The 26,549-nt window shown below is 60.7% G+C and carries 22 protein-coding genes; 5 read left to right on the top strand and 17 right to left on the bottom strand.

Going from position 1 to position 26,549, the window contains the following annotated elements; translation table 11 throughout:
• Window positions 1-28: 28 nt before the first annotated feature.
• From AC13RC_RS07660 to AC13RC_RS07645, 4 genes are all read right to left on the bottom strand, one after another.
• Complete coding sequence (locus tag AC13RC_RS07660) at window positions 29-1,639, bottom strand: ABC transporter substrate-binding protein (protein WP_488556857.1); 1,611 nt, start codon at window positions 1,637-1,639, stop codon at window positions 29-31.
• A 66-nt stretch (window positions 1,640-1,705) separates the two neighbouring features.
• A complete protein-coding gene (locus tag AC13RC_RS07655; RefSeq protein ID WP_113353171.1) occupies window positions 1,706-2,428 on the bottom strand; it encodes an HAD-IA family hydrolase in 723 nt (240 codons plus the stop codon).
• A 235-nt stretch (window positions 2,429-2,663) separates the two neighbouring features.
• Window positions 2,664-4,037 (bottom strand): aspartate aminotransferase family protein, encoded by a 1,374-nt coding sequence (locus AC13RC_RS07650; RefSeq protein ID WP_113353550.1) that lies wholly within the window; start codon window positions 4,035-4,037, stop codon window positions 2,664-2,666.
• Between the two features lie 13 nt (window positions 4,038-4,050).
• On the bottom strand, window positions 4,051-4,890 hold the full coding sequence (locus AC13RC_RS07645) for a GNAT family N-acetyltransferase (protein ID WP_113353170.1): 840 nt from the start codon (window positions 4,888-4,890) through the stop codon (window positions 4,051-4,053).
• A 319-nt stretch (window positions 4,891-5,209) separates the two neighbouring features.
• Between AC13RC_RS07645 and AC13RC_RS07640 the strand changes: the two genes are divergently transcribed.
• Together AC13RC_RS07640 and AC13RC_RS07635 are read left to right on the top strand one after the other, a co-directional pair.
• Window positions 5,210-5,878: a haloacid dehalogenase type II gene (locus tag AC13RC_RS07640; RefSeq protein WP_113353169.1), complete on the top strand. Its 669-nt coding sequence runs from the start codon at window positions 5,210-5,212 to the stop codon at window positions 5,876-5,878.
• A 15-nt stretch (window positions 5,879-5,893) separates the two neighbouring features.
• A complete protein-coding gene (locus tag AC13RC_RS07635) occupies window positions 5,894-7,168 on the top strand; it encodes an NAD(P)/FAD-dependent oxidoreductase (protein WP_113353168.1) in 1,275 nt (424 codons plus the stop codon).
• Window positions 7,169-7,236: 68 nt separating this feature from the next.
• On the opposite strand, the gene AC13RC_RS07630 is transcribed toward AC13RC_RS07635, so the two are convergent.
• From AC13RC_RS07630 to argE, 6 genes are all read right to left on the bottom strand, one after another.
• Window positions 7,237-8,694 (bottom strand): NAD-dependent succinate-semialdehyde dehydrogenase, encoded by a 1,458-nt coding sequence (locus tag AC13RC_RS07630; protein WP_488556856.1) that lies wholly within the window; start codon window positions 8,692-8,694, stop codon window positions 7,237-7,239.
• 14 nt (window positions 8,695-8,708) lie between these two features.
• Complete coding sequence (locus tag AC13RC_RS07625) at window positions 8,709-9,752, bottom strand: tartrate dehydrogenase (protein ID WP_488556855.1); 1,044 nt, start codon at window positions 9,750-9,752, stop codon at window positions 8,709-8,711.
• 12 nt (window positions 9,753-9,764) lie between these two features.
• Window positions 9,765-11,228, bottom strand: a complete 1,464-nt coding sequence (locus AC13RC_RS07620) for an aldehyde dehydrogenase family protein (protein ID WP_488556854.1) — start codon at window positions 11,226-11,228, stop codon at window positions 9,765-9,767.
• 139 nt (window positions 11,229-11,367) lie between these two features.
• A complete protein-coding gene (locus tag AC13RC_RS07615) occupies window positions 11,368-11,721 on the bottom strand; it encodes a cupin domain-containing protein (RefSeq protein WP_488556853.1) in 354 nt (117 codons plus the stop codon).
• A gap of 24 nt (window positions 11,722-11,745) precedes the next feature.
• Window positions 11,746-12,669: a 2-hydroxyacid dehydrogenase gene (locus AC13RC_RS07610; protein ID WP_488556852.1), complete on the bottom strand. Its 924-nt coding sequence runs from the start codon at window positions 12,667-12,669 to the stop codon at window positions 11,746-11,748.
• 13 nt (window positions 12,670-12,682) lie between these two features.
• Complete coding sequence (gene argE, locus AC13RC_RS07605; RefSeq protein WP_488556851.1) at window positions 12,683-13,810, bottom strand: acetylornithine deacetylase; 1,128 nt, start codon at window positions 13,808-13,810, stop codon at window positions 12,683-12,685.
• A 183-nt stretch (window positions 13,811-13,993) separates the two neighbouring features.
• Between argE and AC13RC_RS07600 the strand changes: the two genes are divergently transcribed.
• Window positions 13,994-14,923, top strand: coding sequence for a GNAT family N-acetyltransferase (locus AC13RC_RS07600; protein WP_488556850.1), 930 nt, complete (start codon window positions 13,994-13,996; stop codon window positions 14,921-14,923).
• Between the two features lie 40 nt (window positions 14,924-14,963).
• Here AC13RC_RS07600 and AC13RC_RS07595 read toward each other — a convergent pair whose 3' ends face one another.
• From AC13RC_RS07595 to AC13RC_RS07565, 7 genes are all read right to left on the bottom strand, one after another.
• Window positions 14,964-16,088 carry a M24 family metallopeptidase gene (locus tag AC13RC_RS07595; RefSeq protein ID WP_488556849.1) on the bottom strand — a complete coding sequence of 375 codons (1,125 nt, stop codon included), beginning with the start codon at window positions 16,086-16,088 and terminating at the stop codon, window positions 14,964-14,966.
• A gap of 6 nt (window positions 16,089-16,094) precedes the next feature.
• Window positions 16,095-17,315, bottom strand: coding sequence for a M20 family metallopeptidase (locus AC13RC_RS07590; RefSeq protein ID WP_488556848.1), 1,221 nt, complete (start codon window positions 17,313-17,315; stop codon window positions 16,095-16,097).
• Window positions 17,316-17,327: 12 nt separating this feature from the next.
• A complete protein-coding gene (locus AC13RC_RS07585; protein WP_488556847.1) occupies window positions 17,328-18,980 on the bottom strand; it encodes a dipeptide ABC transporter ATP-binding protein in 1,653 nt (550 codons plus the stop codon).
• A 1-nt stretch (window position 18,981) separates the two neighbouring features.
• Window positions 18,982-19,812, bottom strand: a complete 831-nt coding sequence (locus AC13RC_RS07580) for an ABC transporter permease (protein ID WP_113366062.1) — start codon at window positions 19,810-19,812, stop codon at window positions 18,982-18,984.
• Complete coding sequence (locus AC13RC_RS07575) at window positions 19,805-20,752, bottom strand: ABC transporter permease (RefSeq protein ID WP_113353159.1); 948 nt, start codon at window positions 20,750-20,752, stop codon at window positions 19,805-19,807. The genes AC13RC_RS07580 and AC13RC_RS07575 overlap by 8 nt, the downstream gene beginning before the upstream one ends.
• A 118-nt stretch (window positions 20,753-20,870) precedes the next feature.
• Window positions 20,871-22,421 carry an ABC transporter substrate-binding protein gene (locus AC13RC_RS07570; RefSeq protein ID WP_488556846.1) on the bottom strand — a complete coding sequence of 517 codons (1,551 nt, stop codon included), beginning with the start codon at window positions 22,419-22,421 and terminating at the stop codon, window positions 20,871-20,873.
• A gap of 12 nt (window positions 22,422-22,433) precedes the next feature.
• The gene (locus AC13RC_RS07565) at window positions 22,434-23,756 is read right to left on the bottom strand and encodes a M20 family metallopeptidase (protein WP_488556845.1); all 1,323 of its coding nucleotides are present in this window, start codon (window positions 23,754-23,756) and stop codon (window positions 22,434-22,436) included.
• 130 nt (window positions 23,757-23,886) lie between these two features.
• On the opposite strand from AC13RC_RS07565, the gene AC13RC_RS07560 reads away from it, so the two are divergent.
• Window positions 23,887-24,642: a GntR family transcriptional regulator gene (locus tag AC13RC_RS07560; protein WP_113331023.1), complete on the top strand. Its 756-nt coding sequence runs from the start codon at window positions 23,887-23,889 to the stop codon at window positions 24,640-24,642.
• Window positions 24,643-25,611: 969 nt separating this feature from the next.
• Window positions 25,612-26,496 carry a helix-turn-helix domain-containing protein gene (locus AC13RC_RS07555; protein WP_488556844.1) on the top strand — a complete coding sequence of 295 codons (885 nt, stop codon included), beginning with the start codon at window positions 25,612-25,614 and terminating at the stop codon, window positions 26,494-26,496.
• Window positions 26,497-26,549 lie beyond the last annotated feature (53 nt).

Here is a 26,549-nt window from a genome sequence, read left to right as displayed (position 1 = left end):
CGTCCCCGGGAGAGATGTCCAGCAGGGGTCAGGCCTGGAGCCAGAGATATTCCGCCATCGCGTAGCCCATCATGCCACCGAGCGGATTGGCTTCCAATCCGTGTATCTTGCTCGAAATGGCATCCACATTCGAGATATAGGCAGGGATAATGGTGCCCGCCTCGTCGGCGATCATCACCTGCATTTCGTCGTAGATCTGCTTGCGCTTGGTCTGATCGAGCAAGCCGCGAGCTTCGATCAGCATCTTGTCGAATTTCTCCGACTTGTACTGGCTCTCGTTCCATGGCGCGTTGGAGGCATAGAGGAGCGAGAACAGGATATCGGGCGTCGGGCGCGGATTGATGTTGCCGAAATGGATCGGCGCCTTCAGCCAGTAATTATCCCAATAGCCGTCAGACGGAACGCGCTGAACATCGAGCTTCATGCCGATATTCGCGCCCGCGGCCTGGATGATCATTGCCATATCGATCGACGAGCCTGCCGCGTCGGATGCGATCACCGGAATGGACTGTCCGAGCACGCCCGCCTTCTGGAAATGGAACTTGGCCTTGTCCGGATCGAAGGCTTTCGGCTTCAAATCATTGTTATGGTAGATGTTCGCCGGGGAAACGGGCTGATCGTTGGCCACTTCGCCAAAACCGCGCAGTGCCGATTTGACGATCTGCTCGCGATTGACCAGGGACTTCATCCCGTCGACGAAGTCCTTCTTGTTCCCCGGCGTCATGTCGAGGCGCATGTTGAGGTTGGTATAGTTGCCGCTTGTCGTTTTCGAAAGTGCAAAGCCGGACTGGCCATCGACCAGCTTCACGGCGCGGGGATTGATGGCGGCGGCAAGATGGATGTCGCCCGAGAGCAGGGCATTCACGCGGGCATTGTCATCGCTGATCGCGAAGAACTCGAAGGAATCGAGATAGGGCTGGCCGGACTTCCAGTAGTTCTTGTTCTTGACGACGACTGACCGATTACCCGGGTCGAAGGTTTCGAGAACGAAGGCGCCGGTGCCGTTGCCTTTCGAAAAGTCCGTCGTGCCATTGGCGACGATCATGAAATGATGCAGGGCCAGAATGGTCGGCAGGTCGGCATTGGGGTCGGCAAGCGTGATTTCGACCGTCGACTTGTCGATGGCCTTGAAGCCGGTCATCTGGGCGGCGATCTTGGCGACCTTGGAGCCGACGCCCGGGTCGAGATGGCGTTTCAGCGAGAAGACGACATCGTCGGCCGTCAGTTCCTTGCCGTCATGGAAGGTTACGCCCTTGCGCAGCTTGATCGTCCAGGTTTTGGCGTCCTTGCTTTCGATGCTCTCGGCAAGCTCCATTTGTGTCACGCCGGCCTTGTCGATGAAGGTCAGGCGATTGTAGAGCGAGCAGCAGCGCACATAGTCCGTCGACAGGGACGCCTTTGCGGGATCCAGCGTGTCGGCGGTCGAGGACGACCAGCCGGCCCCCTTGAACGCGCCGCCGGAAACCGGCGCTGCTGCGATGGCCTGCGTGGCGCGGCCAAGAATGATGCCCGCCGATGATACCGCAACACCTCCCGCCAGCATCAGTTTCAGGAGGTCGCGCCGCGTTGCACCGCGCCGGATGGCGTTCTCCACCATCGCGTCGTCGGCGGTGGTCCAGTTCGTGATTCCGTCAGTCATCTCATTCCCCTTTTTTCTGTTGATTGATGGGATGCCCGTCTTGGTCGCAAGCTCTCCCGGGTTGCGTCACTGTCTTTCGGTCAGCCTTTCCTTGACCGCCGAGGCGAAGGCCGCCATCGACGTGAAATGGTAGTCGGGTTGGGTGAAGCTCTCTGGCTCTATCGTGCCGCCATAGCCGTCCTGCGCATGACGGCGCTCGATCCAGCAATTGGTCAGCCCGAGCTTTCGCGAAATGCCGATATCGTGGTACTGGCTTTGAGCGACATGCAGAATGTCGTTCTTGCTCGCTCCTTTGCCGCCGACGAATTCGAATACCTGTTCGAAGAAGGCGGGATCTGGCTTTTCCGTGCCGGTGTCGTCGGCCGTGAAGCTCGCGAAGAACGGCGAGCCGAGCTTTTTTTCGAAGTGATCGAGCGCCCAGCGGCGAGCGTTTGTCATGGCGACGAGGCGATGCGTTTTCTTGAGCTCGGCAAGCGCTGCCGCGCTATCGTCGAACGCGTTCCAGTTGGCGACGGAATCACGCAGTCGCTGCGCATATCGATCTTCTGCCGGCAGGCCAAGGGCGGGTGCGATGACCATGTAGACCCGTGAGAGATCATCCGGAAAGAGTTCCGCGTCCTCGCTGTAGCGCGCCTGGCGATAGAGCCTCAGCGCTTCTTCGCCATCGATGGAGGTGCCAGCTTCAGCCGCAATCTCGGCGAGGCAGGTCTTTATGCCACCTTCGAAGTCGATGAGGGTGCCGACGACATCGAAGGTAAGATATTTGAAGTCCTGAAAGTCTTTGGCCAAGTCATGCTCTCCTTCATGATCCGCTGCGGACAAGCCGCTTGCAGCATAAAATTCTGACCCAAAGGGCGGAAATCGTCCTGCCAAGGCCCGGAAAAGCCGGCTTTCAGCCGTTCTAGGAAGCAGTTTGGCAGTTCCTGAACGGCGAAGTCGCCGAATCGATGGTGTACAGCGGCACAAAATTCCGAATTTCCGGCCCTCTCCGACATTTCGCCAACCAAGAACGGCATACGCCGCTTCAACGCATGGCTTCCCGAACGTCCGGATCTTCCAAAGTCTGGTCGAGGGTCTTTCGTGTGCGCTCCAGGATCGCGTCGATATCATCATCCGTGCAGCAAAGCGGCGGTGCGTATCCAAGCACGCCATGGGCGAAGGCGCGGATGACGAGGCCATTGTCCCAGGCGCGATCGAAAATTCTGCGCGCCGGCGCGGCAGCACTTGGCAATGGGGTCTTTCTGGCCTTGTCGACGACCAGTTCGACGGCCGCCAGCATGCCGCGACCGCGGACATCGCCGACCAGCGGATGGTCACGCAGATTTTCCAGTCCTTCCATCAGACGCGCACCAGCCTTGACACCATTTTCGAGGAGGCCGCCCTCATAGAGCTTCAGTACTTCGAGCCCGACTGCCGCACTGACGGGATGGGCAGAATAGGTGTAGCCATGGCCGACCGCCGCACTACCGGCGCTGTCAGCGATGACATCATAGACGCGATCGGACATGAACACGGCGCCCATGGGCACGTAGCCGGAGGTCAGACCCTTGGCCGTCGTCATGAAGTCAGGGACGATTTCGTCATACGAGCAGGCGAACAGCGGACCGGTCCTGCCGAAGCCGGTAATGACCTCGTCGGCGATGAAGAGAATGTCATATTGACTGCAGAGATCGCGGATCGCCTTGAGCCAGCCTTTCGGCGGTACGATGACGCCGCCCGATCCCTGGATAGGTTCGGCATAAAATGCCGCCACGCGCTCGGCGCCGATCGCTTCGATCTTTGATTTGAGGTCCGCGATCGAGGCGGCAATGATCGCATCTGCCGTTTCGCCGACCGGATTGCGATACGGATAGGGCGAGGGGATCTTGTGCTGCCAGTCGAAGGGGACGCCGAAGCCTGCATGGAAGCCGGGTAGCGCCGTGAGGCCGGCTCCAACGGTCGAGGAGCCGTGGTAGCCTTGCTCGATCGAGATGAACTGGTCGCGCTCCGGCTTGCCCTTGGCATGCCAGTAGTAGCGGACGAAACGCACCGTGCTGTCGACGGCATCCGATCCGCCGAGCGTGAAGAAGATATGATTGAGATCGCCGGGCGCCCGGTCGGCGAGTTCGGCCGCAAGGCGAATGGCCGCTTCGCAACCGATATCGAAGTAACCCGTCGCATAGGGCAGTTCACGCATCTGGCGGGCTGCTGCTTCAACGATGCTCTCATGCCCGTAGCCCGCGTTCACGCACCAGAGGCCGGCAAAGCCGTCGACAAGCTGATGGCCCAATGCGTCGGTGACGGTTGCGCCCTTTGCGGATCGCAACACCCGCACGCCCAGTTTTTCATGGCCGCGATAGGATGAGACAGGATGGATGAGGTGCGCGCGATCAAGTTCGATGAGCGAGTTGGCGAGCATGATGATCTCCAAATTATCCAAGAGCCTGATTGGCCAATGCAAATATTCTCGCGTCCCGGTCGAGGGCTCCAGCGCCGCCCGGGCGCCGCATCGCGATACCGCCACCCACATGGCTAAGGCCGATCTGCGCCAGCCAGCCGGTCAGCCCCGAGCTTTCGTTCGTATCGACGCGCAGGAATTCGCTCGGCTTGCGAAGGGCAAGCGCCGTTATCAGCGATTTCGCATCCTCGGTATTCGATGCGACGACAGGCCCGATCACATCGCCGCGTCCAAAGGTGCGCAGCGCGCCGAAAGCCTCGACACGACCATGTCGTCGAATGACGACCACCTGCGCGACATCTGTGAGCACGTCGATCAACGTGCGGCGATCCGCACCGAAAGCTGCGCGGTCGAGCGCTTTGATCGCGGAAAAATCATCGGTGGTCGCGGCCTCGACATCCCCAGCCGGCGCGAGGTCGGCGAGATGTCCCTGATGCTGAAAGATCTGGCCCTCGGCGACAAAGCCGAGCTTGCGATACAGCGGCAGTCCTTCCGTGGTTGCAATGAGCCTCAGAGGGCGGTGGCCAGCCAGCGCCATTGCCGCATCCATGAGCTTGCGGCCAAGCCCGCGGCCGCGCAGGTTTTCGTCGACGATCACCATATTGATCGTCGCGCAATCCTCTCCATAGGGGGTCATCAGGATGGTGCCCACGACGCGACCCGTCTCGTCCACGGCTGCTGCGCCTTGGCTCAAACGCAAGGCAAGACGCCAGTCCTCGGCACGATGAGGCCATTTGGCTTGACGTGAGAGGGCGAGGGCGCCGTCTATATGCTCCGGTGTGAAGCTGACCAAATTTATGCTGTCGGTTCGCATGGGGCATCCTTTCCTTACCCCAAGTCTCGGCGATCCCCGCATGGCAGATTATCTGAAGGCATGGTTCGTCGTGATATCTTTCGCCGTAGCGGGCGCGCTTGGCCGCATCTTATGCTGAAGATCCTTTTTCGGTCGCTCCGCAATGGTCCAAAAACCACGTCGCGACGCATATCCGCTGCAACACTCTGCCAAAGGACGCCGCGCATACGAAACAATATGCTTTGCGGACACGCCAATTCGATCACGTCCGTCGTGGGACTTCAGCCTATGATCGTCTCATAAAGAACGCAGATGCCCTTTAGATAGAGGACGAACGGACATGGCGCCTTTCCGGCCGAAATACATCACCTTCGATTGCTATGGCACGCTCATCAATTTCGAGATGGCCGAAGCGGCTCGCGACATCTATGGCGCCGAGCTCGATGAGGCGAGGATGCTGCAATTCATCAAGAATTTCGCCGCCTATCGGCTGGACGAGGTTCTCGGTGATTGGAAGCCATATGCCAACGTCGTTCACAATGCGGTCGAGCGGACCTGCCGCGCGAATGGCGTCAAGTTCCGCGCGGAAGACGCCAAAGCGATCTATGAACGCGTGCCCGGCTGGGGGCCGCATCCCGACGTGCCGGCCGGACTGGCGAAGGTTGCCAAGGAAATCCCTCTGGTCATCCTGTCCAACGCGATGAACAGCCAGATCATGTCGAATGTCGAGAAACTCGGCGCGCCTTTCCATGCCGTCTATACGGCAGAGCAGGCCAATGCCTACAAGCCGCGCTTCAAGGCGTTCGAATATATGTTCGACATGCTGGGCTGTGGGCCGGAGGACATCCTGCATTGCTCGTCCTCTTTCCGCTATGATCTGATGTCGGCGCATGATCTCGGCATCAAGAACAAGGTCTGGGTCAACCGTGGTCATGAGCCGGCAAATCCCTATTACGGCTATGTCGAGATCGCGGACATATCCGGCCTGCCCGGCGTCGTCGGACTTTAAGGGAAAGGCAGATTCATGAAATTCGTCTCCTATTGGCATGACACGGCGCCGGCCTTTGCCGGAGGCCGGCAAGGCCCGGTCGAAGGGCATTACGACGCCTGTGTCATAGGAGCCGGTTTCACCGGACTGTCCGCGGCCCGGCAACTGGCCAAGGCCGGTGCGAGGGCCGTCGTTCTCGAAGCCGAGCGTGTCGGCTGGGGCGCCTCGGGCCGTAACGGCGGTCATTTGAACAATGGTCTTGCCCATAGTTATCCAGCCGCCAAAGCCGAACTCGGCAAGGAGAGGGCGATCGCGCTCTATAAGGCGCTCGACGCCTCCATCGATACGATCGAGGCGCTTGTCGCCGAAGAGGGCATCGACTGCAATTTTCGCCGGGCCGGAAAGCTGAAGCTGGCATCGAAGCCGCAGCATTTCGGATCGATCGCCCGCAATTTCGAAGAGGTTCATGCCGAAGTCGATCCGGATACGGCGCTGCTTACGCCGGACGATCTCAAACAGGAAATCGGCTCGCCTTTCCATGGAGCCATGCTCTTCAAGAAAAGCGCGATGATGCATATGGGCCGCTACGCTGTCGGCCTCGCGGATGCAGCGGTTCGCCATGGCGCGGCAATTTATGAGGCGGCGCCGGTGACGAACAGGCTGCGGGAAAAGGGCAGGCATCGGTTGGTGACACCGCGCGGCGAGATCACGGCCGACAATGTACTGGTGGCGACCGGCGCCTACACGACCCCGAATTTCAGCTATTTCCGCCGGCGGATCATCTCGGTCGGCAGCTTCCTGATCGCGACCCGACCGCTGACGGCGGATGAGATCGCATCGGTCATGCCGGGAAATCGCACCTGCGTCACCTCGATGAACATCGGCAACTATTTCCGCCTGTCCCCCGACAACCGGTTGCTATTCGGCGGCCGGGCACGATTTTCCGCGACCTCCGACCATCGTTCCGACGCCAAGAGTGGCGCAATTCTGAGGGCGGGTTTGGCCGAGATATTCCCCCGGCTTTCCGGAGTCGATGTCGATTATTGCTGGGGCGGTCTCGTCGATATGACCAAGGATCGCTATCCGCGCGCCGGCTATCATGATGGAAGCTGGTATGCGATGGGCTATTCCGGCCATGGTGCTCAACTGTCGACCCATCTCGGCATGATCATGGCCGATGCCATGCTCGGCCGCGAGGATCGCAATCCCATGAGGGATGTCGATTGGCCGGCCGTGCCGGGTCATTTCGGCAAACCATGGTTCCTGCCGTTGGTGGGCCTCTACTATAAGGCGCTGGACAAGTTCCAGTAACGACAGTTGCCGGGACCATGGCGGGCCGATCGCGAACAGAGTGACCCGCTATGGTCCTGGATTCTGATCTAGCCCAGCCCGCCCATGTGAAAGCTTTTCATCTCGAGATATTCCTCGATACCAGCTTGCGCGCCCTCACGGCCGATCCCGGATTGCTTGACGCCGCCGAAGGGGGCAACTTCCATCGACACCGAGCCGGTATTGAGCCCGACCATGCCGAATTCCAAGGCCTCGCCGACGCGCCAGGCGCGCTTGAGATTGTCGGTATAGAAATAGGACGCCAGGCCAAAGGGCGTGCCGTTGGCGATCGCGATCGCCTCGTCTTCGGTCTCGAAGCGGAAGAGCGGCGCCACCGGTCCGAAGGTCTCTTCGCCGGCAAGCTCCATCTCTGTCGTTGCCCCGGTCAGGACGATCGGAGCCGTATATTGTCCGCCGTCGGGTAGCTGCCGGGCGGCTGTGATGATCGTTGCGCCCTTTGCCAGCGCGTCGCGGACATGCCGGTCGATTTTCTCGATTGCCGCCTGGTTGATCATCGGGCCGATCGACACGCCGGCCTCCGTGCCCGGCCCGACCTTCATGGCATCGACCTTCGCTTTCAGTTTCGCTGCGAAGGTGTCATAGACGCTCGATTGCACAAGGAGCCGGTTGGCGCAGACGCAGGTCTGGCCGCCATTGCGGAACTTGGAGGCAAGCGCGCCTTCGACGGCCAGATCGAGATCGGCGTCGTCGAAGACGATGAAGGGTGCGTTACCGCCAAGTTCGAGGCTGAGCCGCTTGATGCTGCCGGCGGCACCGCGCATCAGCAGCGCGCCGACCCTCGTCGAGCCGGTGAAGGAGATCTTGCGCACGGTTTCGTTGCCCATGATCTCGTTGCCGATCTCGGCCGGCATCCCGGTGACGATATTGATGACGCCGGCCGGGATGCCGGCGCGCTCGGCAAGGACCCCGAGGGCGAGCGCGGAATAGGGGGTGAATTCCGAGGGCTTGATGACAACGGTGCAGCCGGCGGCAAGGGCGGGCGCGACCTTGCGCGTAATCATCGCATTGGGAAAATTCCAGGGCGTGATGATGCCGCAGACGCCGACCGGCTCCTTGAGCACGATGATGCGGCGATCGGGTGTGGGAGACGGTATCGTATGACCGTTGATGCGGCGGGCTTCCTCGGCAAACCATTTCACGAAGGAGGCGCCATAGCGGATTTCCCCACGGGCTTCATCGAGCGGTTTGCCTTGCTCCGTTGTCAGAATGAGGGCGAGATCGTCGACATTCTCAAGCATGAGATCGTGCCAGGCTTCGAGAAGGACGGCACGTTCCGCATTCGTCTTGCGCTTCCAGCTGCGCTGCGCGCGCTCGGCAGCCGCGATCGCGTTGCGCGTCTCCCTAGAACCCATGTCGGGCACCGTGCCGATGGCAGCCTGTCTGGCGGGGTCTTGAACATCCACCGCCGCGCCTGAGGCCGCCGCGACCCAGGCTCCATCGATCAATCCCTTGTCACGAAAAAGCCGCTTGTCTTTCAAATCCAACATGAGGTCCTCTGCAATCAGGAGAGCGCCGCGATGATGCCGGCGGTGATGGTTTCCGTTCGATCCTTGCCCGGAAGTGTGCCGATGCCGCGCGCAGTTGCTGCCTCCATCGCCGCGATGATGCAGGTGGCAGCATCCCTCTCGCCCAGATGATCGAGCATCATCGCTCCCGACCAGATGGCGGCGATCGGGTTGGCGATGCCGCGCCCGGCAATGTCCGGGGCTGAACCGTGAACCGGCTCGAACATCGATGGGGCATTGCGCTGCGGGTTGATGTTGGCTGAAGCCGCAAATCCAAGGCCGCCCTGAATGGCCGCGCCAAGATCGGTCAGGATATCGCCGAACAGATTGGAGGCGACGACGACGTCAAGGCTTTCCGGCGCCATCACCATGCGGGCCGCCATCGCGTCGATGTGATAGCTCGTGACTTCGACATCGGGATATTCGGCCGAAAGCCTGGCGGTGATTTCGTCCCAGAACACCATGGAATATTTCTGGGCATTGGACTTGGTGACGGAGGCAAGCTTGCGGCGCCGGGCACGCGCCTGCTCGAAGCCGAAACGCAGGATGCGCTCGACGCCCGCGCGGGTAAAGATCGACGTCTCCACCGCGACTTCATCACTCGTGCCCTGATGGACGCGACCGCCGGCGCCCGAGTATTCACCCTCGGTGTTTTCGCGGATGCAGAGAATGTCGAATGTCTCCGCCCGCAGCGGTCCCTGGACCCCCGGCAGCAGCCGGTGCGGTCGGATATTGGCATATTGCACGAAGGCCTTGCGGATCGGCAGCAACAGGCCGTGCAGCGAGACCGCATCGGGCACTTCGGCCGGCCAGCCGACGGCCCCGAGTAGGATCGCATCGAATGACCTTAGCGTCTCGATCCCGTCTTCCGGCATCATCCGCCCCGTCTGCTTGTAGAATTGGCAGGACCACGGAAATTCGGTGCTATTCAGTGCAAAGCCGCCAGCCTTGGCGGCAACTTGCAGCACCGACCATGCGGCGTCTGTCACGTCCTTGCCGATGCCGTCACCAGGGATCAGAGCGATCGAATAGGTCTTCATGGTATAGGTCCCTCAAAGGCTGATGAGCACGCTCTTCGTTTTGCGATTGGCAAGATAAGCCTCGCGTCCCAGGTCCTTGCCGATGCCGGAGCGCTTATAGCCGCCGGTCGGTAAGATATGATCCCGCGAGCGGCTGTAGCGATTGACCCAGACCGTACCTGCCTGGATCTGCCGGCTGAGGCGGATGGTACGCGACAGGTCGGATGTAAACAGGCCTGCGGCAAGCCCGTAGGAGGGGTGATCGGCAAGCACCATCGCTTCGTCTTCGTCCTCGAAAGTCTGCAGCGTCAGGACCGGCCCGAAGATTTCCTCGAGAATGGCGGGAGAAGACGGATCGAGATCGGTCAAAAGCGTCGGTTCGTAGAAGTAACCCGGCCTATCCATCGGCTTGCCGCCGGCGATACAGCGGCCGCCTTCGCTAATCGCGGCAGCGACGATCGCGTCGATCCGGTCGCGCTGGCGTTCGGAGATGATCGGCGAATAGCGTGTCGCCTCATCCCAGGTGGGACCGGGACCGATATCCGCCATCCGCGCGATGAGGGCTTCCGTGAATTGGCCAGCAACGCTTGCCTCCACGATTACGCGCGTCGCGGCGACGCAAGCCTGGCCGGCATTGAAGAGAATGCTGCCGGCGATCGCATCGGCCGCTTTCGAAAGATCGGCGTCCTTGAAGATGATCTGCGGGCTCTTGCCGCCAAGCTCCAGGGTCACCGGCTTGATGCCAGAGCGGGCGATATTCTCCATGATCGCGGATCCCGCTCGGGTGGAGCCAGTGAAGCTGACCTTGGCGATATCGGGATGGCCGGTGAGCGCCGTACCGGTGGCGAGCCCGTCGCCGAGAACGACGTTGAAGAGGCCGGCGGGCAATCCGGCCCTCACGGCGAGCTCGGCCAGGTAAACAGTCGAAAATGGCGTCATTTCCGAGGGTTTGAGGACGACGGCATTGCCTGCGGCAAGCGCCGGACCGAGCTTCCAGCCGGCCATGGAGACCGGAAAGTTCCAGGGCGTGATCGCGCCGACGACCCCGTAGGGTTCGCTGAGGATCATGCCGAAGGTCTTGTCATCGGTGGGCACGACATCGCTGCCCTCCTTGTCGGCGAATTCGGCAAAGAAACGAATCTGCTCCGCGGTGACCGCTATGTCGCCGGCCGGCAATTGACTGATCAATCGGGTGGAGGACAGAGCCTCTATTCGAGCCAGCGTCTCCGTCTCCGCTTCAATCAGGTCCGCCCAGGCATGCATTACGCGGACACGTTCGCGCGGCCGCAGGCCGCTCCAGTTGCTGGCCTTCAATGCCGCCTTGGCCGATTCGACGGCGCGGTCCACCATCTCGTGGCTCGCAATCGGGCAACCTGCATAAGGCTTGCCGTCGGAGGGCCTTTTCATGTCGACCTCGCCGGGAGCTTCAATGAGCTCCCCGCCGATGAAATGGCCGATCGGCAATGGCAAAGTGTCAGGATCGAAGCTCAAGCTCATGGGAAGCTCTTTCTTAAGGCTTTGCCAAAGCCTAGCGCCGGCTTACGAGCAGCTTGCTCCGTATGCCGGCGCGCGGGCCGACGAATCTTGCGTTTCAGCCGGGGCGAACAGTGATTTCTGTTGCGGCAGCCAGCAGCTTTTATCCCACCGTCACGTAGATCTTGCGAACGGTCTCGATCGTCTTCCATCTGCCCACGAAGCCTGGCTTCATCACAAAGCTGTCGCCGGCCCGGAAGATGACCGGTTCGCCGTCATCGGGGGTGATTTCGACGACACCCGCGAGGATGTGGCAGAATTCGAAGGTCTCGCCCTTGATCGACCGGGTCTCGCCTGGCGTCGCCTCCCAGACACCAGTGCGCACGGCACCGTCCTTCGCCTCATCCTGCGCCCAGGTCTTGAACGAGGGATCGCCGGCAATCAGTCTTTCCGGCAAGGCTTTGGATTCACGCGGGGCCGTACCGGGATTGGTTACGACGGTCTTGAGGAAGGTCATGGCGAGCCTTTCATTGCTATGGGTTCAATATCCGCGCCGCCGGTCGACGAGCCCGATGGGATCCTGGCCTGCGCGATAACGACGGATGTTGTCGATCACCGCGCGTGCGGCGGTATCGGGCTGTGTAACGCTGGCGATATGCGGAGTGAGCATGATTTTCGGGTGTCGCCATAAAGGGTGACCCGAGGGCAGGGGTTCTGGGTCGGTCACATCGATCACCGCCGCCGCCAGACGGCCGCTATCGAGCGCCTCGATCAGCGCGTGCGCATCGAGCTGTGGGCCGCGACCGGCATGCACGAGCATCGCCCCCGCCGGAAGGCCGCCAAGAAGCGTGTCGCCCAGGAACCCCGTGGTCTCCGGCGTCAGAGGCAGCAGGCAAATGAGAATGTCCGTCGCAGCCACCATTGTTCTGAGGCCGGTTTCGCCGTGATGGCACTCGACGCCCTCGATCGTCCGGGGCGATCTGCTCCAGCCGGCGAGTGGGAAACCGAAGGGCTTCAGCCGCTCGAGCACGGCTGTCCCGAGAACGCCCAATCCCAGAACTCCGATTCGTCTTTCATGCGCCTGGCGCTGAGGCAGGCCGCGCCATTCCCCGGCGCGCTGCTGCGCAAGATAGGAAAGAAGGTCCCGATGCAGCGCGAGCACCGCAAGCGTCACATATTCCTGCATCATCCTGACGATGCCATCCTCGACCATGCGGACGATCTTCACATGTTCAGGCACGAGATCCGTCTTGAACTGGTCAACGCCCGCGCCGATCGAAAACAGGATTTCCAGATTGCGGTAACGGGCGAGGTCGTCGGGCACCGTCCAAGTGATAAGGAAGCGAACCTCATCAGGATCGACGCTCGCCGCATTCATCGAAAATGCCAGATCCGGCAGTTCCTCGGCGAAAGCCCGCGCGAAGATCGCTCCGCGCTTGGCATCCGAATTGAAGAGAAATGTCATGGCGATCGCTCCCTCAAGCCCGTGCGCAGCGCGCGGCCAGGGCCAATATCATCTGGCGGCATTCCTCGAGTTCGTCCTCTAGAATGTATTCGTCGGGCTTGTGGGCGCGCTCTATGTCGCCAGGCCCGCAGATGATCGCATCGATCCCGGCTGCCTGATATAGGCCAGCCTCGGTCCCGTAGCTGACCGCCGCAAGCGACGGCCTGCCGGTCATTTCTTCCAACAGGGCTGCAAGTGGCGCGTCCTTCGCAAGCGACAGCGCGGGATAGGCGCTGAGCGGCGTCCAATCGACGGAAAAGCCCTGTTCCCTGAGCATGTCAGCGCAATGGCGGATCGGGGCCAGCAGTTCCTCAGGGGCCACGTCGGCGATAGCACGTGCCTCGAGGTCGAGCCGGCAGTTGTCGGGGACGATGTTCAGCGCCAGTCCTCCGGACACAATACCGGCCTGAAGTGTCGAGTACGGCGGCTCGAATACGGGGTCGAACGGGCCGAGCGTCAGCCTCCGAGCTTCATCGACCGCCGAATTGAGCACCCGCGACATGGCATGGATGGCGTTGAGCGCCAGGTCTGGACGAGACGAATGGCCCGCCCGTCCGCCGACGGTGACGCGAGCCGCCGCTTTCCCCTTATGGGCGCGCACGGCCTGCATGCGGCTGGGCTCGCCGATGATAGCGCCTTGCGGGGGTGCGCAGAGTTCCTTCATCCGCGCCAGTAGATGCGGCACGCCCCGGCATCCCGCTTCTTCGTCATAGGAGAGTGCGAGATGAATGGGACGGGCAAGATTTGCCCTGGCAAGTTCCGGCGCCGCGGCAAGCGCTGCGGCAAGGAACCCTTTCATGTCGGTCGTACCGCGCCCGTGGAGCCGATCGGCCTCCTTTCTGAGCGCGAACGGTTCCGACGTCCAGCCGGGCTCTCCAGCGGGAACGACATCCATATGGCCAGATAGGATATAACCCGCGACATCCCTGGGGCCGATCGTGGCAAAGATGTTGGACCTGTCGCCTTCAGGCCCTGGAAGCACGGCGACGTGGATTCCGAGGCCTTGCAGATACGTCCGGATCCAGCCGACGATCCCGTCATTCGGCGTGCCGACGACGCTCGGAAAGGCGACAAGACGGGCGAGGATTTCAACCGTGTCCATATGCTCCTCGGCGGCTGCGGCATTTGCTGACATTTCCCAATAGCATTGGCCTGCGCTTTCATAATTGCATGCCGAATGTCGAAGTGTTTCAGTCGATTGTTGTGCAGGCACACGCAATTCGAGCTAATTGTATCGGCGGGCGTCGCCTATCCTTGCTGACGGGGAGCGCGTCTGTTTTGGCGCATGGGTATAGGTAGCAGGTTTCGAGGTGGTCCAGTGAAGGTATCTGACAGTTTGCGGGTCGATGCTTTCTCCATGCATATCGGCGACATCAGGGACGTGGAGCTCGATCAGTTGCACGCGCTGTCGATCTCGGTCCGTTGGCCGCATCGAGCCGAAGACTGGGAATTTCTGAGGCAGACGGGTAGCGGCATCGTCGCACTCGATGAGATCGGTCGCGTCATGGGATCTGCCATGTGGTTTCCACACGGAGACGAGTTTGCCACCGTCGGCATGGTGATTACCTCTCCGCGTTTGCAGACCAATGGCACCGGCCAATGGCTGATGAGCCGGATCCTCGACAAGGTTGCGGGACGCCGCCTCAGCCTCAGCGCGACACGGGCGGCGCGGCGTCTGTATCTTTCGCTGGATTTCAAGCCGGAAAAGACGGTCTACCAATGTCAGGGGGAGGCGCGGATCGCGAAGGATTTCGCGCCGCTGCCTTCGGACGGCACGGTAAGGCGGCTTGGCGCCGACGATCTTGCAGAGATCCTGCGGCTCGATGCCATGGCCTTCGGTGCCGATCGCTCGGAGCTGGTCAGGCGTCTCCACGAGCAATCGATCGGTTGCGGCCTGTTCCGGGGAGCGGATTTGCAGGCTTTCGCCTTGTGCCGGCCCTTCGGACGCGGCCATGTCGTCGGGCCCGTGGTTGCGTCAAGTGATGCCGATGCGATTGTCGTGGTCGAGCCACACGTGGCGCATCATGCCGGCCAATTTCTCCGTCTCGACACGCACATGGAGAGCGGCGATTTCGCCTCTTACGTGTCGCAGTGCGGGATGCTTGTCTACGATACCGTCCTGACCATGTCGCTTGGAAACCATCCCTCCAATAGAAACAAGGCCAGCGCCGGTATGGCGTCCAAATATGCTCTTGCTAGCCAGGCGCTCGGCTAAAATCTCGCCGCGCGCAGGCCCTGCGCGCGTCGGCCAAATGTTATTTAGCCAAACCGAGGAGGTGGCGTGGCGTCATCGTCAGCCGCCTTCCGCCCTCCGGCGTAACGACCACCGTCTCGCTGAATCCAAGCCTAGCGGCTGTCGTATAGACATGGAAAACCATGCCTTCCTCCAGCGGCCAATCCGCATCCGGCAGAAAGACCCGGGAGAAATCGCTGGTGCGCGGCGTGCGGGTATAGAGACCAAGCGTATAGGCCGTTACATTGTCGTAACGCTGTCTCAATCCCGACGACATGAGACCTTGACGGACTATGGCATCGACCTCGCAGGCAGGAACGCCCGGCTTCATGGCTTCGATCTGCCGGTCCTGCAATGCGATGATACGCGAGGCGATATTCTGAAGCCTTGCCGATGCACTGCCGATGACGATCGGCCGCATGAGACGGGCACCATAGCCGCCCACGCGCGGAATAAGCTCCACGTGCAGAATATCGCCTGCGTCAAGCAATTCACTCTTGAAAGAGCCGTGCAGGAATTGGTGGTCGCCGCTGGCCTTGACGATAGGACCGGTCTCGCCGCTATCAGCACCTTCAAGCAGGAAGGTGGCAGCCGCCGTCGCTGCGGCCGTACGGGTCGAAGAGCCGGCTCGCGTATTCTGCGCTATCGCCAGCATGGCTCTGTCGGCGATGCCGGCCGCTTGCGTCAGAACGGCAATCTCGCGAGCCGATTTGACCCATCGCAGACTGTCGCTGATGCCGGGAAGAGCGACGAATTGCGCTTGGAGCAGGTGCGCCCGAAGCTTGGCCGCCGTATCGGCGCTGAAGCTATAGGAGGCGAAGTCGGCGCCGATGCGGGCGCTGGCGAAACCTCGAGCATGGACGCTGCTGGCGATCGCCTCGTGCGGATTGGCTGTATCGGCGAACCCGATGATATCGGAAATCCAGGTTTTTTCCCTGCACGGCGCTTCGTCGAGCTCGCGCAGGACGAACCAGGGCGAACCGTGTCGCGGGAGAAAGGCGGCGCGGTACATGGTTTCCGAAACGGTATAACCGGTAAGCCAAGCAAGGAGCTCACCGCTGTCGATCAGGAGCAGATCGACGGCGGCGGCGTCCATGGCGGCATGTGCCTTGGCGATACGCCAATCATATTCGTCGCGAGGAAACATGCGGCCTCAGGCAGCCTCGCAAATATCGAGAATGGTGAGCATGTAGACCCGGATCATGTCGAGATAGTCGACGATGTCGACGCGTTCGTCCGGCATGGTGTTGTATCGGCCGCCTGGTCCGCAGACGATGCCTTCCATGCCGAGTTCATGGTAGAGATGGCCGGCGTCCGTTCCGTAAAAGCGCGTGGGCGTAATGGCGCCCGTCGGCTGCGTCTCGCCGCGGACGGTCTCATAGGCGGCGTTGATCGAGGTCACGATGCGTGAAGTCGGCGAGACTTCGAAAGGAGGCATCAGAGGACGGCCTTCGATCATCTCAGGCACCAGCTTGGCTTTCAGCCCGGGAAAGCGCTTTTCGAGCGCGACCAATTCCGCGGCGAGATCGGCAAGCACGCCTTCCTGCGTCTGGCCGGGCGCATAGCGGGCCGAGCCTCGGATACGGACGAAATCGGCGACCTGCGGCGGGCGCCATTCCTCCAGCTCACGCCCGAGCGCACCATGGATAACACCGACATGGCCGCGATTGATCGAGCGGTGCACTTCGCTTCTCGCGCCGCTGAAGGTCATGGCGTTGATACGCGGAATGAGATCGCAGGCGGCGGCGATGGCGTCGACCGATTGTTCGCGTTTGGACAGGTGCCGTGTGTCGCCGGTAAGCTCGATCACGAAGCTTAGCGCGGCGGCATGCATCGTCACGGCGGCAAGATCGCTCGGCTCGCTGTTGATGAAATAGTCGGCTTTAACGCCGTTGCGGATGGCTGCAAGCGTGCCCACGCCGCCCTGAAGCTCGCCGACGACATAGGTCAGGATCACATCGCCCTTCAGCTTGACGCCGGCGTCGAGCAAGGTCTTGACCGCGCAGAAGTAGGCGGCATCCCCCGCTTTCATGTTGGATACGCCGATGCCATAGATGAATTTGTCGTCGACGAGGCCGCCCCAGGGATCGACGGTCCAGCCCTCGGTAACCGGGTTTGTATCGAGATGGCCGTTGAAGAGCAGGCTCTTCCCACCGCCGGTTCCCTTCAGGCGTCCGATCGCATTGAAGCGCTCGCCATTATCGAAGGGTTGCAATTCGGACTGAAGTCCGATCGCCTCCATCTGGCGCGCCATGATGCGCGCAAGCTCGCGTTCGCCTTCGGTTTGGGAATGGCTCTTCTGGCGAACCATCATCGACAGGAAGTCGAGGCAGCTCTTCTCATCGATTGTTCCGATGAGCGATTTCGGGTCCATTTTTGATGCTCCTTAGAAGTCTTGTTCTGTAGGTGCGGCGCCGACAGGCGTCGGGACCGCGGCAAGCAGCCGGCGCGTATAGTCGGCCCGCTCGGGGCTGGTGATGTCTTCCGCCGGCACGACTTCGAGGAGATCGCCGCGATACATCACCGCGATGCGGTGGGCGATCTGGCGGATGAGGTTGAGGTCGTGGGTGATGAAGAGGAAGGCGGTGGAATGTTCGCGATGCAGTTCCAGCAGCAGCTCGATGATGGAGGCCTGCACCGAGACGTCGAGCGCCGAGGTGATCTCATCGCAGATCACCAGCTTCGGTCTGGATGCGAAGGCGCGCGCGATGGCGACGCGCTGCTTTTCGCCGCCGGAGAGCTGATGTGGATAGCGATCAGCATGGCTACGCGGCAGGCGCACCTGCTCAAGCATGTCGCCGATCCGTTGGGCGATGGCCCCATTCTCGCCTTCGCCATAGAGTTTCAGCGGCCGCGCCAGGATTTCGCGAATCTTCTGGCGCGGATTGAGCGAGGCGTCCGGATGCTGGAAGATCATCTGGACGTTCTTGCGATAGGATTTGTCCATGTCGGCAAGGCCTGAAATCGTCCGCCCGGCGAAAGTCATCCGGCCCTCGAAGGGATTGAGCCCGGTCATTGCCTTGGCAAGCGTCGATTTGCCGGAGCCTGATTCCCCGACGATGCCGAGGATCTCTCCCGGCTGCACGCTGAGGCTGATGGCACGATTGCCCGCGAAGCGCTCGAAGGACCGGCCGGTCAGCGTCGACAGGAACGGCTTGCGGCCGTAATGCACGCTGACATTCTCGACCTTCATCAACGGCTGGTCCTCATAGGACGGGCGTGTCTGCGTACGGCGGTCGCTCGGCCGCGGCACCGCGGCGGTCAGGTGGCGCGTATAATCATGCTGCGGCGCATGGAAGATCGAGTCGACCGCTCCCTGCTCGACGATTTCGCCGCGCCGGATGACGGCGACCCGTTTCGCGGTGCGCGACAGCAAGGCGAGATCATGCGAGATATAGAGCGAGGCGACGCCCGTCTCGGCCTGCAGGTCGAGGAAGAGGTCGAGGATCTGACGGGAGGTGATGACATCGAGCGCCGTCGTGGGCTCGTCGAAGATGATGCATTCAGGATTGCAGGCAAAGGCGGTGGCGATAACCACGCGCTGCTTTTCGCCGCCGGATGCCTCGTGCGGCATGCGCTTCATCATGTCAGCGGGGCTTTTAAGGCCGACGCGATCCAGCATGGCTTCGCCTTCGTTCCACGCCTGCCTTGCGGTCAGGCCGCGATGGCGCCTCAGCGTTTCCGTGAGCTGCGTGCCAAGCGAGAGCGTCGGGTTGAGCGAGGTGCCGGGGTCCTGGAACACCATGCTGATCCGTTTGCCCCGCATGCGATTGACCTCGGCTGGCGATTTCGCCGTTAGATCCTCGCCGCGAAGCCGGATGTCGCCACCCGCCTCCCGAGCGTTCGCCGGCAGATAGCGCATGATCGACCAGGCCATCGAGGTTTTGCCCGAGCCGGACTCACCGACGAGGCCGAGAATCTCGCCGGCTCCGACTTGGAGATCGATATTCTTGAGCGCATGAAACACGCCGCCCGCCGTCAGATAGTCGAGCGAATAATTGCGGACCTGTAGGACGATATTGCTTGCCGTTTCTGTCATCTCAGCCTCCGGTGCGCGGGTTGAGCGCATCGCGCAGGCCGTCGCCGAGAAGATTGAAGCCGATGGCGACAATGGCGATGGCGAGACTCGGCCAGATCAGGATGCCGGCGCTGAGGTGCATGTATTGTCTCGCCTCCGAGACCATCAGCCCCCATTCGGTGGCGGGCGGCTGGGCGCCCAGACCAAGGAAGCTCAGCGTCGCGAACAGCATGACGGCGAAGGAAACGCGGATCGTCGTTTCCACCACGATGGGTGCGACGACATTCGGCAGCATTTCGCGCAGGATGATGTAACGCGAGCTTTCGCCGCGGGCGATCGCCGCGCTCACATAGTCCTGCTTGCGCACGGCAAGGGCTACGCTGCGAGTGATGCGCGCCATGCCCGGCGCGAAGGCGACGGCGACGGCGACAAGCGCATTGATGCTGCTGGACCCGAGCAGATTGACGATCAGCAGCGCGAACAGAAGGTTCGGGATTGCCATGATCGCATCGATGGTGCGCATGATGAATTCGTCGGCGCGGCCGCCCAGGAAGGCCGATACCGTTCCGATGAGGGCTCCGGCAAGCGTGCCGGCAAGCGTGGCGAAGACCGCCATCGTTACGGTCGAGCGCGCACCGATCAGCAGGCGGCTCAAGATATCGCGGCCGTATTGGTCGGTGCCGAGAAGGAAATTCGCGCTCGGGCCCTTATAGCGGGCAAGGATCGACATGGCTTCCGGATCGCGTGGAGCAAGCCAGGGACCGAAGACGACGACGATGAAGACGAGGACGACCAGGAAAAGGCCGACCGCGCCCTGCGGCGTGCGCAGCAGCCGTTTGAGAAGCTCAATCATACTGGATCCTCTTGTCGAGCCATGCGTAGAGAATGTCGGCGGCGAAATTGACGATGGAATAGGTTGCCGCCATGAGCAGCACGCCGGCCTGGATTGCCGGCAGGTCGCGCGTCTGGATGGCGACGATCAACTGCCTGCCGATGCCGGGAAGTGCGAAGATTTCCTCGACGACGATGATGCCGCCGAGGAGATAGCCGACATCGAGCGCGACGACGGTAATGGTCGGCAGCAGGGCGTTGCGCAGCGCATGACCGAACAGCACTCTTGATGTGGAAAGACCCTTCAGCCGCGCCGCGCGGATGTAATCGGTATGCAGCACATCGACGAGTTCGGAACGCACCATGCGAGAGACATGCGCGATGAGGATGATCGACACCACGCAAACCGGCAGCACCAGGTGGGCAAGGCCGTCGACAAAATTCTCGGTCAGTGGCACATAGCCTGTCGGTGGCAAAAGCTTCGCCCAATCGGCGACGAAGAGCACCGCGAGCGTCGCCGTCACGAATTCCGGCAGCGATACGCCGGCATAGGAGATGAGGCTGACGATCATGTCGGCGAGCTTGCCGCGGCGGATCGCTGCGAGGACACCGAGCGGTATGGCAAGCGCGAGCATCAAGGCGATGGAGAGCACGGCGAGTAGAAGCGAACGGCCGAGAGCCTGGAGCATGGCCGGCCCGACGGGCTGGCCGGTGCGCAGCGACTGGCCGAAATCGCCATGCAGGACGCCGCCCAGCCAATGCAGATATTGCAGCCAGACGGGATCGTTCAATCCCATATGCTGGCGCAGTGCCTCAAGCGCCTGGTCGGTGGCGTTCTCCCCAAGCATCATCACGGCGGCATCCGCCGGCAGGACCTGGGTGATCGCGAAGACGACGAGCGACACGATGAAGAGCGTGTAAACGATCATCAAAAGCCGCTTCAGGAGATAGTTCGGTGACAAGGGCCATTCCCTGGCGTTGGAACGACCGGTCGCTTCAACATAAGCGCCGATCTTCTTGCTATGGGATGCGTCGCGAAGGTCGTTGGCCTCGCGACGCTCATTCAGCTCGCAGGTGCTATCAGCTCCGCTTCGGCGCCTTGTCCGTCAAGGAGACGTAATCGAGACGGAAGACGGAAGCGCGCGGATGGACCTCGAAACCGGCGACCCAATCCCGCTTGGCGGCGAGAACATCGAAGAAGACCGGAATGATGGAAGGAACGTCCTCATTCATCAGCTTCTGCGCCTCGGCATAAAGCTCCTTGCGCTTGGCTTCGTCGGTGATGCCGCGCGCTTGGTTGACGACCTTGTCGAAGGCGGCATTGTTCCAGCGTGTTTCATTCCAGGCGGCGTCGGAGGTGTAGAGAAGCTTGAACATCGCATCCGCCGTCGGCTGCATGTTGTAGAAGCCGACATAGAAGCTGCCCTTCTTCCACACCTGTTCGAGATAGGTCGCGTGCGGCATCGTCTGGACGTTGATGTTGATGCCGGCTTCCTTCGCCATCTCGCGCAATGCGACGGCGAGCTGGGTGCGCTGGCTCGGCTTGTCCGATGCAATCAGCGTCGCCTCGAAGCCGTTCGGATAGCCGGCCTCGGTGAGCAGCTTCTTGGCTTCCTCGATATTGGCCTGGCGCAGCGGCAGGTCGGCATAGAAGCGATAGGAGGAATTGAGGGCGGTATCGTTACCCGGCGTGCCGAAGCCTTCGGTGACGAAGTCGACCATTGCCTGCCGATCGACGGTGAGCGCCAGCGCACGGCGGACGCGCGCATCGTTGAAGGGCTTTGTGTCGCAGCCGAAATTGATGTTGCAGAACTGGCCCGAAGGCACGCGCAGCGGATTGACGCCTTGGGCGTCCTTCATCCGCAGATATTCGGTCGGCTGCACGGTCGAAATGATGTCGATATCGCCGGCAAGCAGGGCCGAGGTCTGTGCCGAGGTATCTGGAAAGACCTGGATTTCGACGCGATCTAGATAGGGACGCTTCGGATCGTAATAATCGGGATTGCGCTCGACGACGATCAGACGGTCGGGTTCGTAGGAGACAAGCTTGAACGGGCCGGTGCCGACGGCCGTGGTCGACAGCTTCTTGAAGTCGCCTGTGGCGATGGAGGCTGGGATGATGCGCGCGACCGTGTAGGCAGTCGCCACTGGGAAGTCGGCGTAAGGGGTCGAAAGTTTGAAGACGGCGGTCAGTGGATCGGCCGCGACCACATCGGCGATCGGGCCGACATTGTTGAGTGCCGGCGAAGCGTTCTTCGGATCAAGGATTGCCTTGAAGCTCTGGACGACATCGTTGGCGGTCAGCGACGATCCGTCATGGAACTTGACGCCGCTACGCAGCTTGAAGGTCCATTCCGTCAGCGCATCGTTGGCGCTCCAGCTTTCGGCAAGATCCGGCTCGACGGACATATCGACCTTCAGCCGGGTTAGATTGCTATAGAGCAACTCGGTGACCATGTATTCCGGGTTGACGCGCGTCAGCAGCGGATGGATCACGCTTGCGGCCTGATCGACGGAAATGCGCAATGTGCCGCCCTTGGCTGGAACGGCGGCTTGAGCAAAGCCGATGGCAGGCGTTGCCAGAATGGCGGCGGTGCTCGCCAGGAAATGACGTCGATTCAGCTTCAGCATTGCGATGTTCCCTTATTTTGATGGTGCGTGTTCTGGAATAAGGCCGGTCTCAAAGTCGCGGGCGAGATAGGCAAGGATGCTCTGCGCCAGCGCGACGATATCCGTGGTCGTCGTATGTTCGTCGGCGCTATGGATGCAGCTCTCCGGACGTCCAAGGCCGCCGAGCAGGACTTCCTGCATCGCACCCGTTTGCTGCACGTAGCCGAAATCGGAGCAGCTGGCGGCACCCCATTTGCTGAAATCGGAATCCTGATAGCCGAAGCCGAGGCTGAGCGCCTTCTGCCAGCGCGGCCAATGCGGACCGTCCGGATCTGAGGTCGGAATAAGATGGCCGACAAGATCGATCTCGACGCGCAGCTCGGGCGATTTTGCCATGATGGTGCGTACGAGCTTTTCGATCTCAGCCCTTGCCGTTTCGTAACTTTCCTCGGGTGCGTAACGGCGGCTGACGAGGATCTTCAGTTCCGCGGGAACCTGACCTCCCGACGTACCGCCATTGATGGCGGCGATGGAAAGCTGTGGCCGCAGCGGTCCGCTCGCATGCGGCGGCGCTGGCAAGCCGGATGCGAAGGCGGCCACCTGCGGCTTCAAGGCGTGCAAGGCATTCAGAAGCGGAAGGGCTCCGTCGATGGCATTGATGCCCGAGCCGGTGCGGTTGCCTTCGCCCGCGTGAACCGCATGGCCGCGAATAGTGATCTGAAGATTGAAGACGCCGAAGCAGCCCGCCCAGATGCGTGGTGCCGCCGAACCGTTGAAATTGACGATATGTCCCTTGAGCATGCCCTGCTCGGCGAGATATCGGATTCCCGGATAGAGGCCGCCTTCCTCATCGGTGCAGAGGAGCAGCATCGGATCGTAGGCAAGCTCGACCCCACACGCATCGGCGGCACGCAGCGCAAGGAGGGTCGCCGCGATGGTGCCTTTCATGTCCGCGGCTCCAAGCCCGAAGAGGCGTTGGCCTTCGCGGCGCAGACAGAGCGGATCCTGTTGCCAGGCAGGGGCGGCCGGAACCGTGTCGACGTGGTAGTACAGCCCGCAAACCGGCTTGCTGCCGGATCGCTCGGCAATGAGATTAACCCGCGCCCCTTGGGCAGGGCCATTGCTGACCCGCCATAGCTCTTCCGGCACGGTAACCTCCCGGCAATGAAAGCCCATGGGTTCCAGCAGGCCCGACATCAGCGCCGCAAAAGCGGGATAGCCGTCTCCGGGCGGAAATGAGGTATCGATCGCGACCATCCGCGCGAGGTCGCTGACAGCGCTTTCGACGGTCTCTTCAATGATTTTCAAGGCGCTTGCAAATGGCTCCTCGAAAGATGACAAGATTTGATCGCGCATGCTCGAATTCCGAAAAGACGCGCAGAAACACATGGAGGTTCCGCACTCGTATTTATATAAACTATATAGTAATGATGCTGCTGCTCACGCTTCGAGTCAACTCCAAATAAGAGGCAAATAATTGCGCGAAATGCCCAAATTTTCAGCAGATGTACCGCGTGCATCCGAGCTCTCCGTTCCGCTCTATGAAGTCGTGAAACGTCAGATCACGGAAGCGATCATGATGGGCAAATGGCCGGCCGGGACCGTGCTGCCGAGCGAGATCGCGCTGTCGCAAAAGTTTGGAGTTGCTGTCGGCACGATCAGGCGTGCCCTGCAGGACCTGACCAATGAGGGCTTGCTCAGCCGCCGGCGCAAGACGGGGACGGTGGTCACCGGTCGCACGCCGCAGCACAGCCTTCGCTTTTTCTTCCAGTATTTTCGCCTGCACGGGCTCGACGGTTCGCTGCAAAACTCGACATCCGACATTCTTTCGCTGAAACGCCGTGGGGCGAACGAAGAAGAGCGGGCCGGACTGCGGCTTGACGATGCGGCTGAAGTCATCTCGATTCACCGGCTGCGCAGCGTCGGAGGCAAGCCGGTCATGCATGAAGTCATGGCACTTTCGGCGAGCATGCTGCCGGAGTTTCCCGATAAGAAGGAGGAGATTCCCTCCCTTCTTTATCTCTTCCTTCTCGATCGCTACGGGATTCGCATTTCCGCCGTCAGAGAGCAGATTGCCGCCGACATGGCGACGGAGGAGGATTGCCGGCTGTTGCAGTTGAGCATGCCCAGCGCCGTACTGACGATCGACGAAGTGGCCTATGATCAATCCGCGGTTCCGGTTCTCGTCGCAAAACATCGTGCGACGACCAGAAGCCATCGCTATGTGCATGAGGTCCAATAGCGGGCGATAGGCTAGCTCTCCGGCACCACAATCCGAAGACCCGGGCCGCATTAACCCGTTGCGGGTGCGCCTGCCATTTGCGCGAAATCCAGAAGGCCCGTCTGCGCTCGTTCACGGTTTGAGTGTCGTGATACGCAATGTTCGCGATTTCGAAGGCACAGACCCCTTCGTTGAGGATTTCGGCCTGACGATCGGCTTTGGAGATTTGCCGCCGCGTCTTTCAGCTCTTTCGTCGGGGCGGCAGAATAACTTCCGTTCTTCTTGTATCACTTGCTGCTCACTGTGCGAGTTGCCCAATGATATAGAGTTAATGGTTGTAATGAAGTTTGGCTTGATTACAGCATAGCGATAGTGTGACTAGGTACGGGGCTATGAAAATCTCGGGGCGTCCTTACGGATTTATTTTATGTTGGGAATGTGATAGCTGACATATATTAAGGCTGCGAGAGCGCGAATGGCAGAATTCAAATTTAGTGAACCACCTGTAGGAAACGGGGCCGATGACATTTCAAACGAGTGCCAGCGCCAATTGCAGCCTATAGTTAGTGAAATCGTTCGGGCCGCGGCTGCCGCTGGATGGAATCAGAAGGATGTTCTTCTAGCGATGGTGGATGTCGCTTGGGACTTATATGAAAAGCGCCGAGGCGATCTTTAGCAGCCGCAATGATCGGCCGCAGGCGGTCATGCTCCGTGAATTAATATCCATATCCCGTGCGATCAGGTGCCGAAGAGCGCGCGGTCTGTTCGAGCGGACTAAAAAGTGCCGTGCCCTGCTGGCTTATACTTTCTTTACCATCCGCATATCTCCCCTTCCCAACTCGGTAAATTATACTATTTAATCTTGCGCTATAAGCTGGTTTACGGCGGTATCCGGCGGGCAGTGTTGGGAATAATGAGATCTCGGATGATGTTGGGATCTCGTCTGCTTGTTAGTAATTGCATGATTTCGTTCGGGCGGGGCGATGAAGAATGGACTATGCGGGTGAGGTGCGGGAACGTACCGATCGATATGTGTTCGACATAATTCCCGAAAGCGCGGGTCCGAGAAAGGCCACCATGCGGGGGAGCGTCATCAGCTCCGTTCGCGAGCCTGGATCACAAACGTTCCTGGCCAAAGAACATGCGATGGGAATCGTATTGGCTCCCATGCGTGGCTTGCGAGCGTCTCTCGGCAGCGACAAGATCACCCAGTATGACGCGCCTGTTGGCTGCCTCATCATCAATCCTGCCGGCGTGGACAGCACTCTTGCCTGGTCGGAAACCAGGGAAAATCTGGTGGTCGCGATTCCTCCCCAAATCTTGTCCGAGCTAGCGCTCCAGGAGTTTGATCTTGCCGACGTAGAACTCGAACCTCCAGCATTTGGAACCGTCGACCCTATCGCCCTCGGCATAGGGCAGAGGATTTCCGTCGAGCTAACCGGGAAAGCAACTCCGAATGAACTCTATCTGGATTCATTGGTTACGCTGTTTAGTACCCATCTTCTCCGTACCTATGCGAACAATATGAGACAGCTTCCGTCGCCCAGGGGAGGGCTCTCCGCGAAAAGCGCTCGACGCGTGGAAGAGTATCTTCGCGAACATTTCACCGAAAAGGTTCACGTCGCTGAACTTGCGGCGGTCGCTGGCATTTCGCCCAACCATTTCATCGTGAGATTCGCCAAGACCTTTGGCATGCCCCCACACCGGTATCTGATAAATCTGCGCCTGGATCTTGCGGAAAAGCTGCTAGCCGAGGGCGAGATCGCGATTGTGGAAATCGCCTACATGACGGGGTTTTCGGATCAAAGCCACCTGGCGACCACGATGAAGAGATACCGTGGACGGACGCCGACGGAGCTTCGATACATGCGATAACCGCGCGGGTTTGTAGGCAAGCCCCGGATTCGTCCCAAGCCAATTCGAATATT

This window comes from Martinezella sp. CNPSo 3890 (assembly GCF_057784455.1).
The sequence above is the reverse complement of the archived record's forward strand: the minus strand, read 5'-3'. Positions and strand labels throughout refer to the sequence as shown.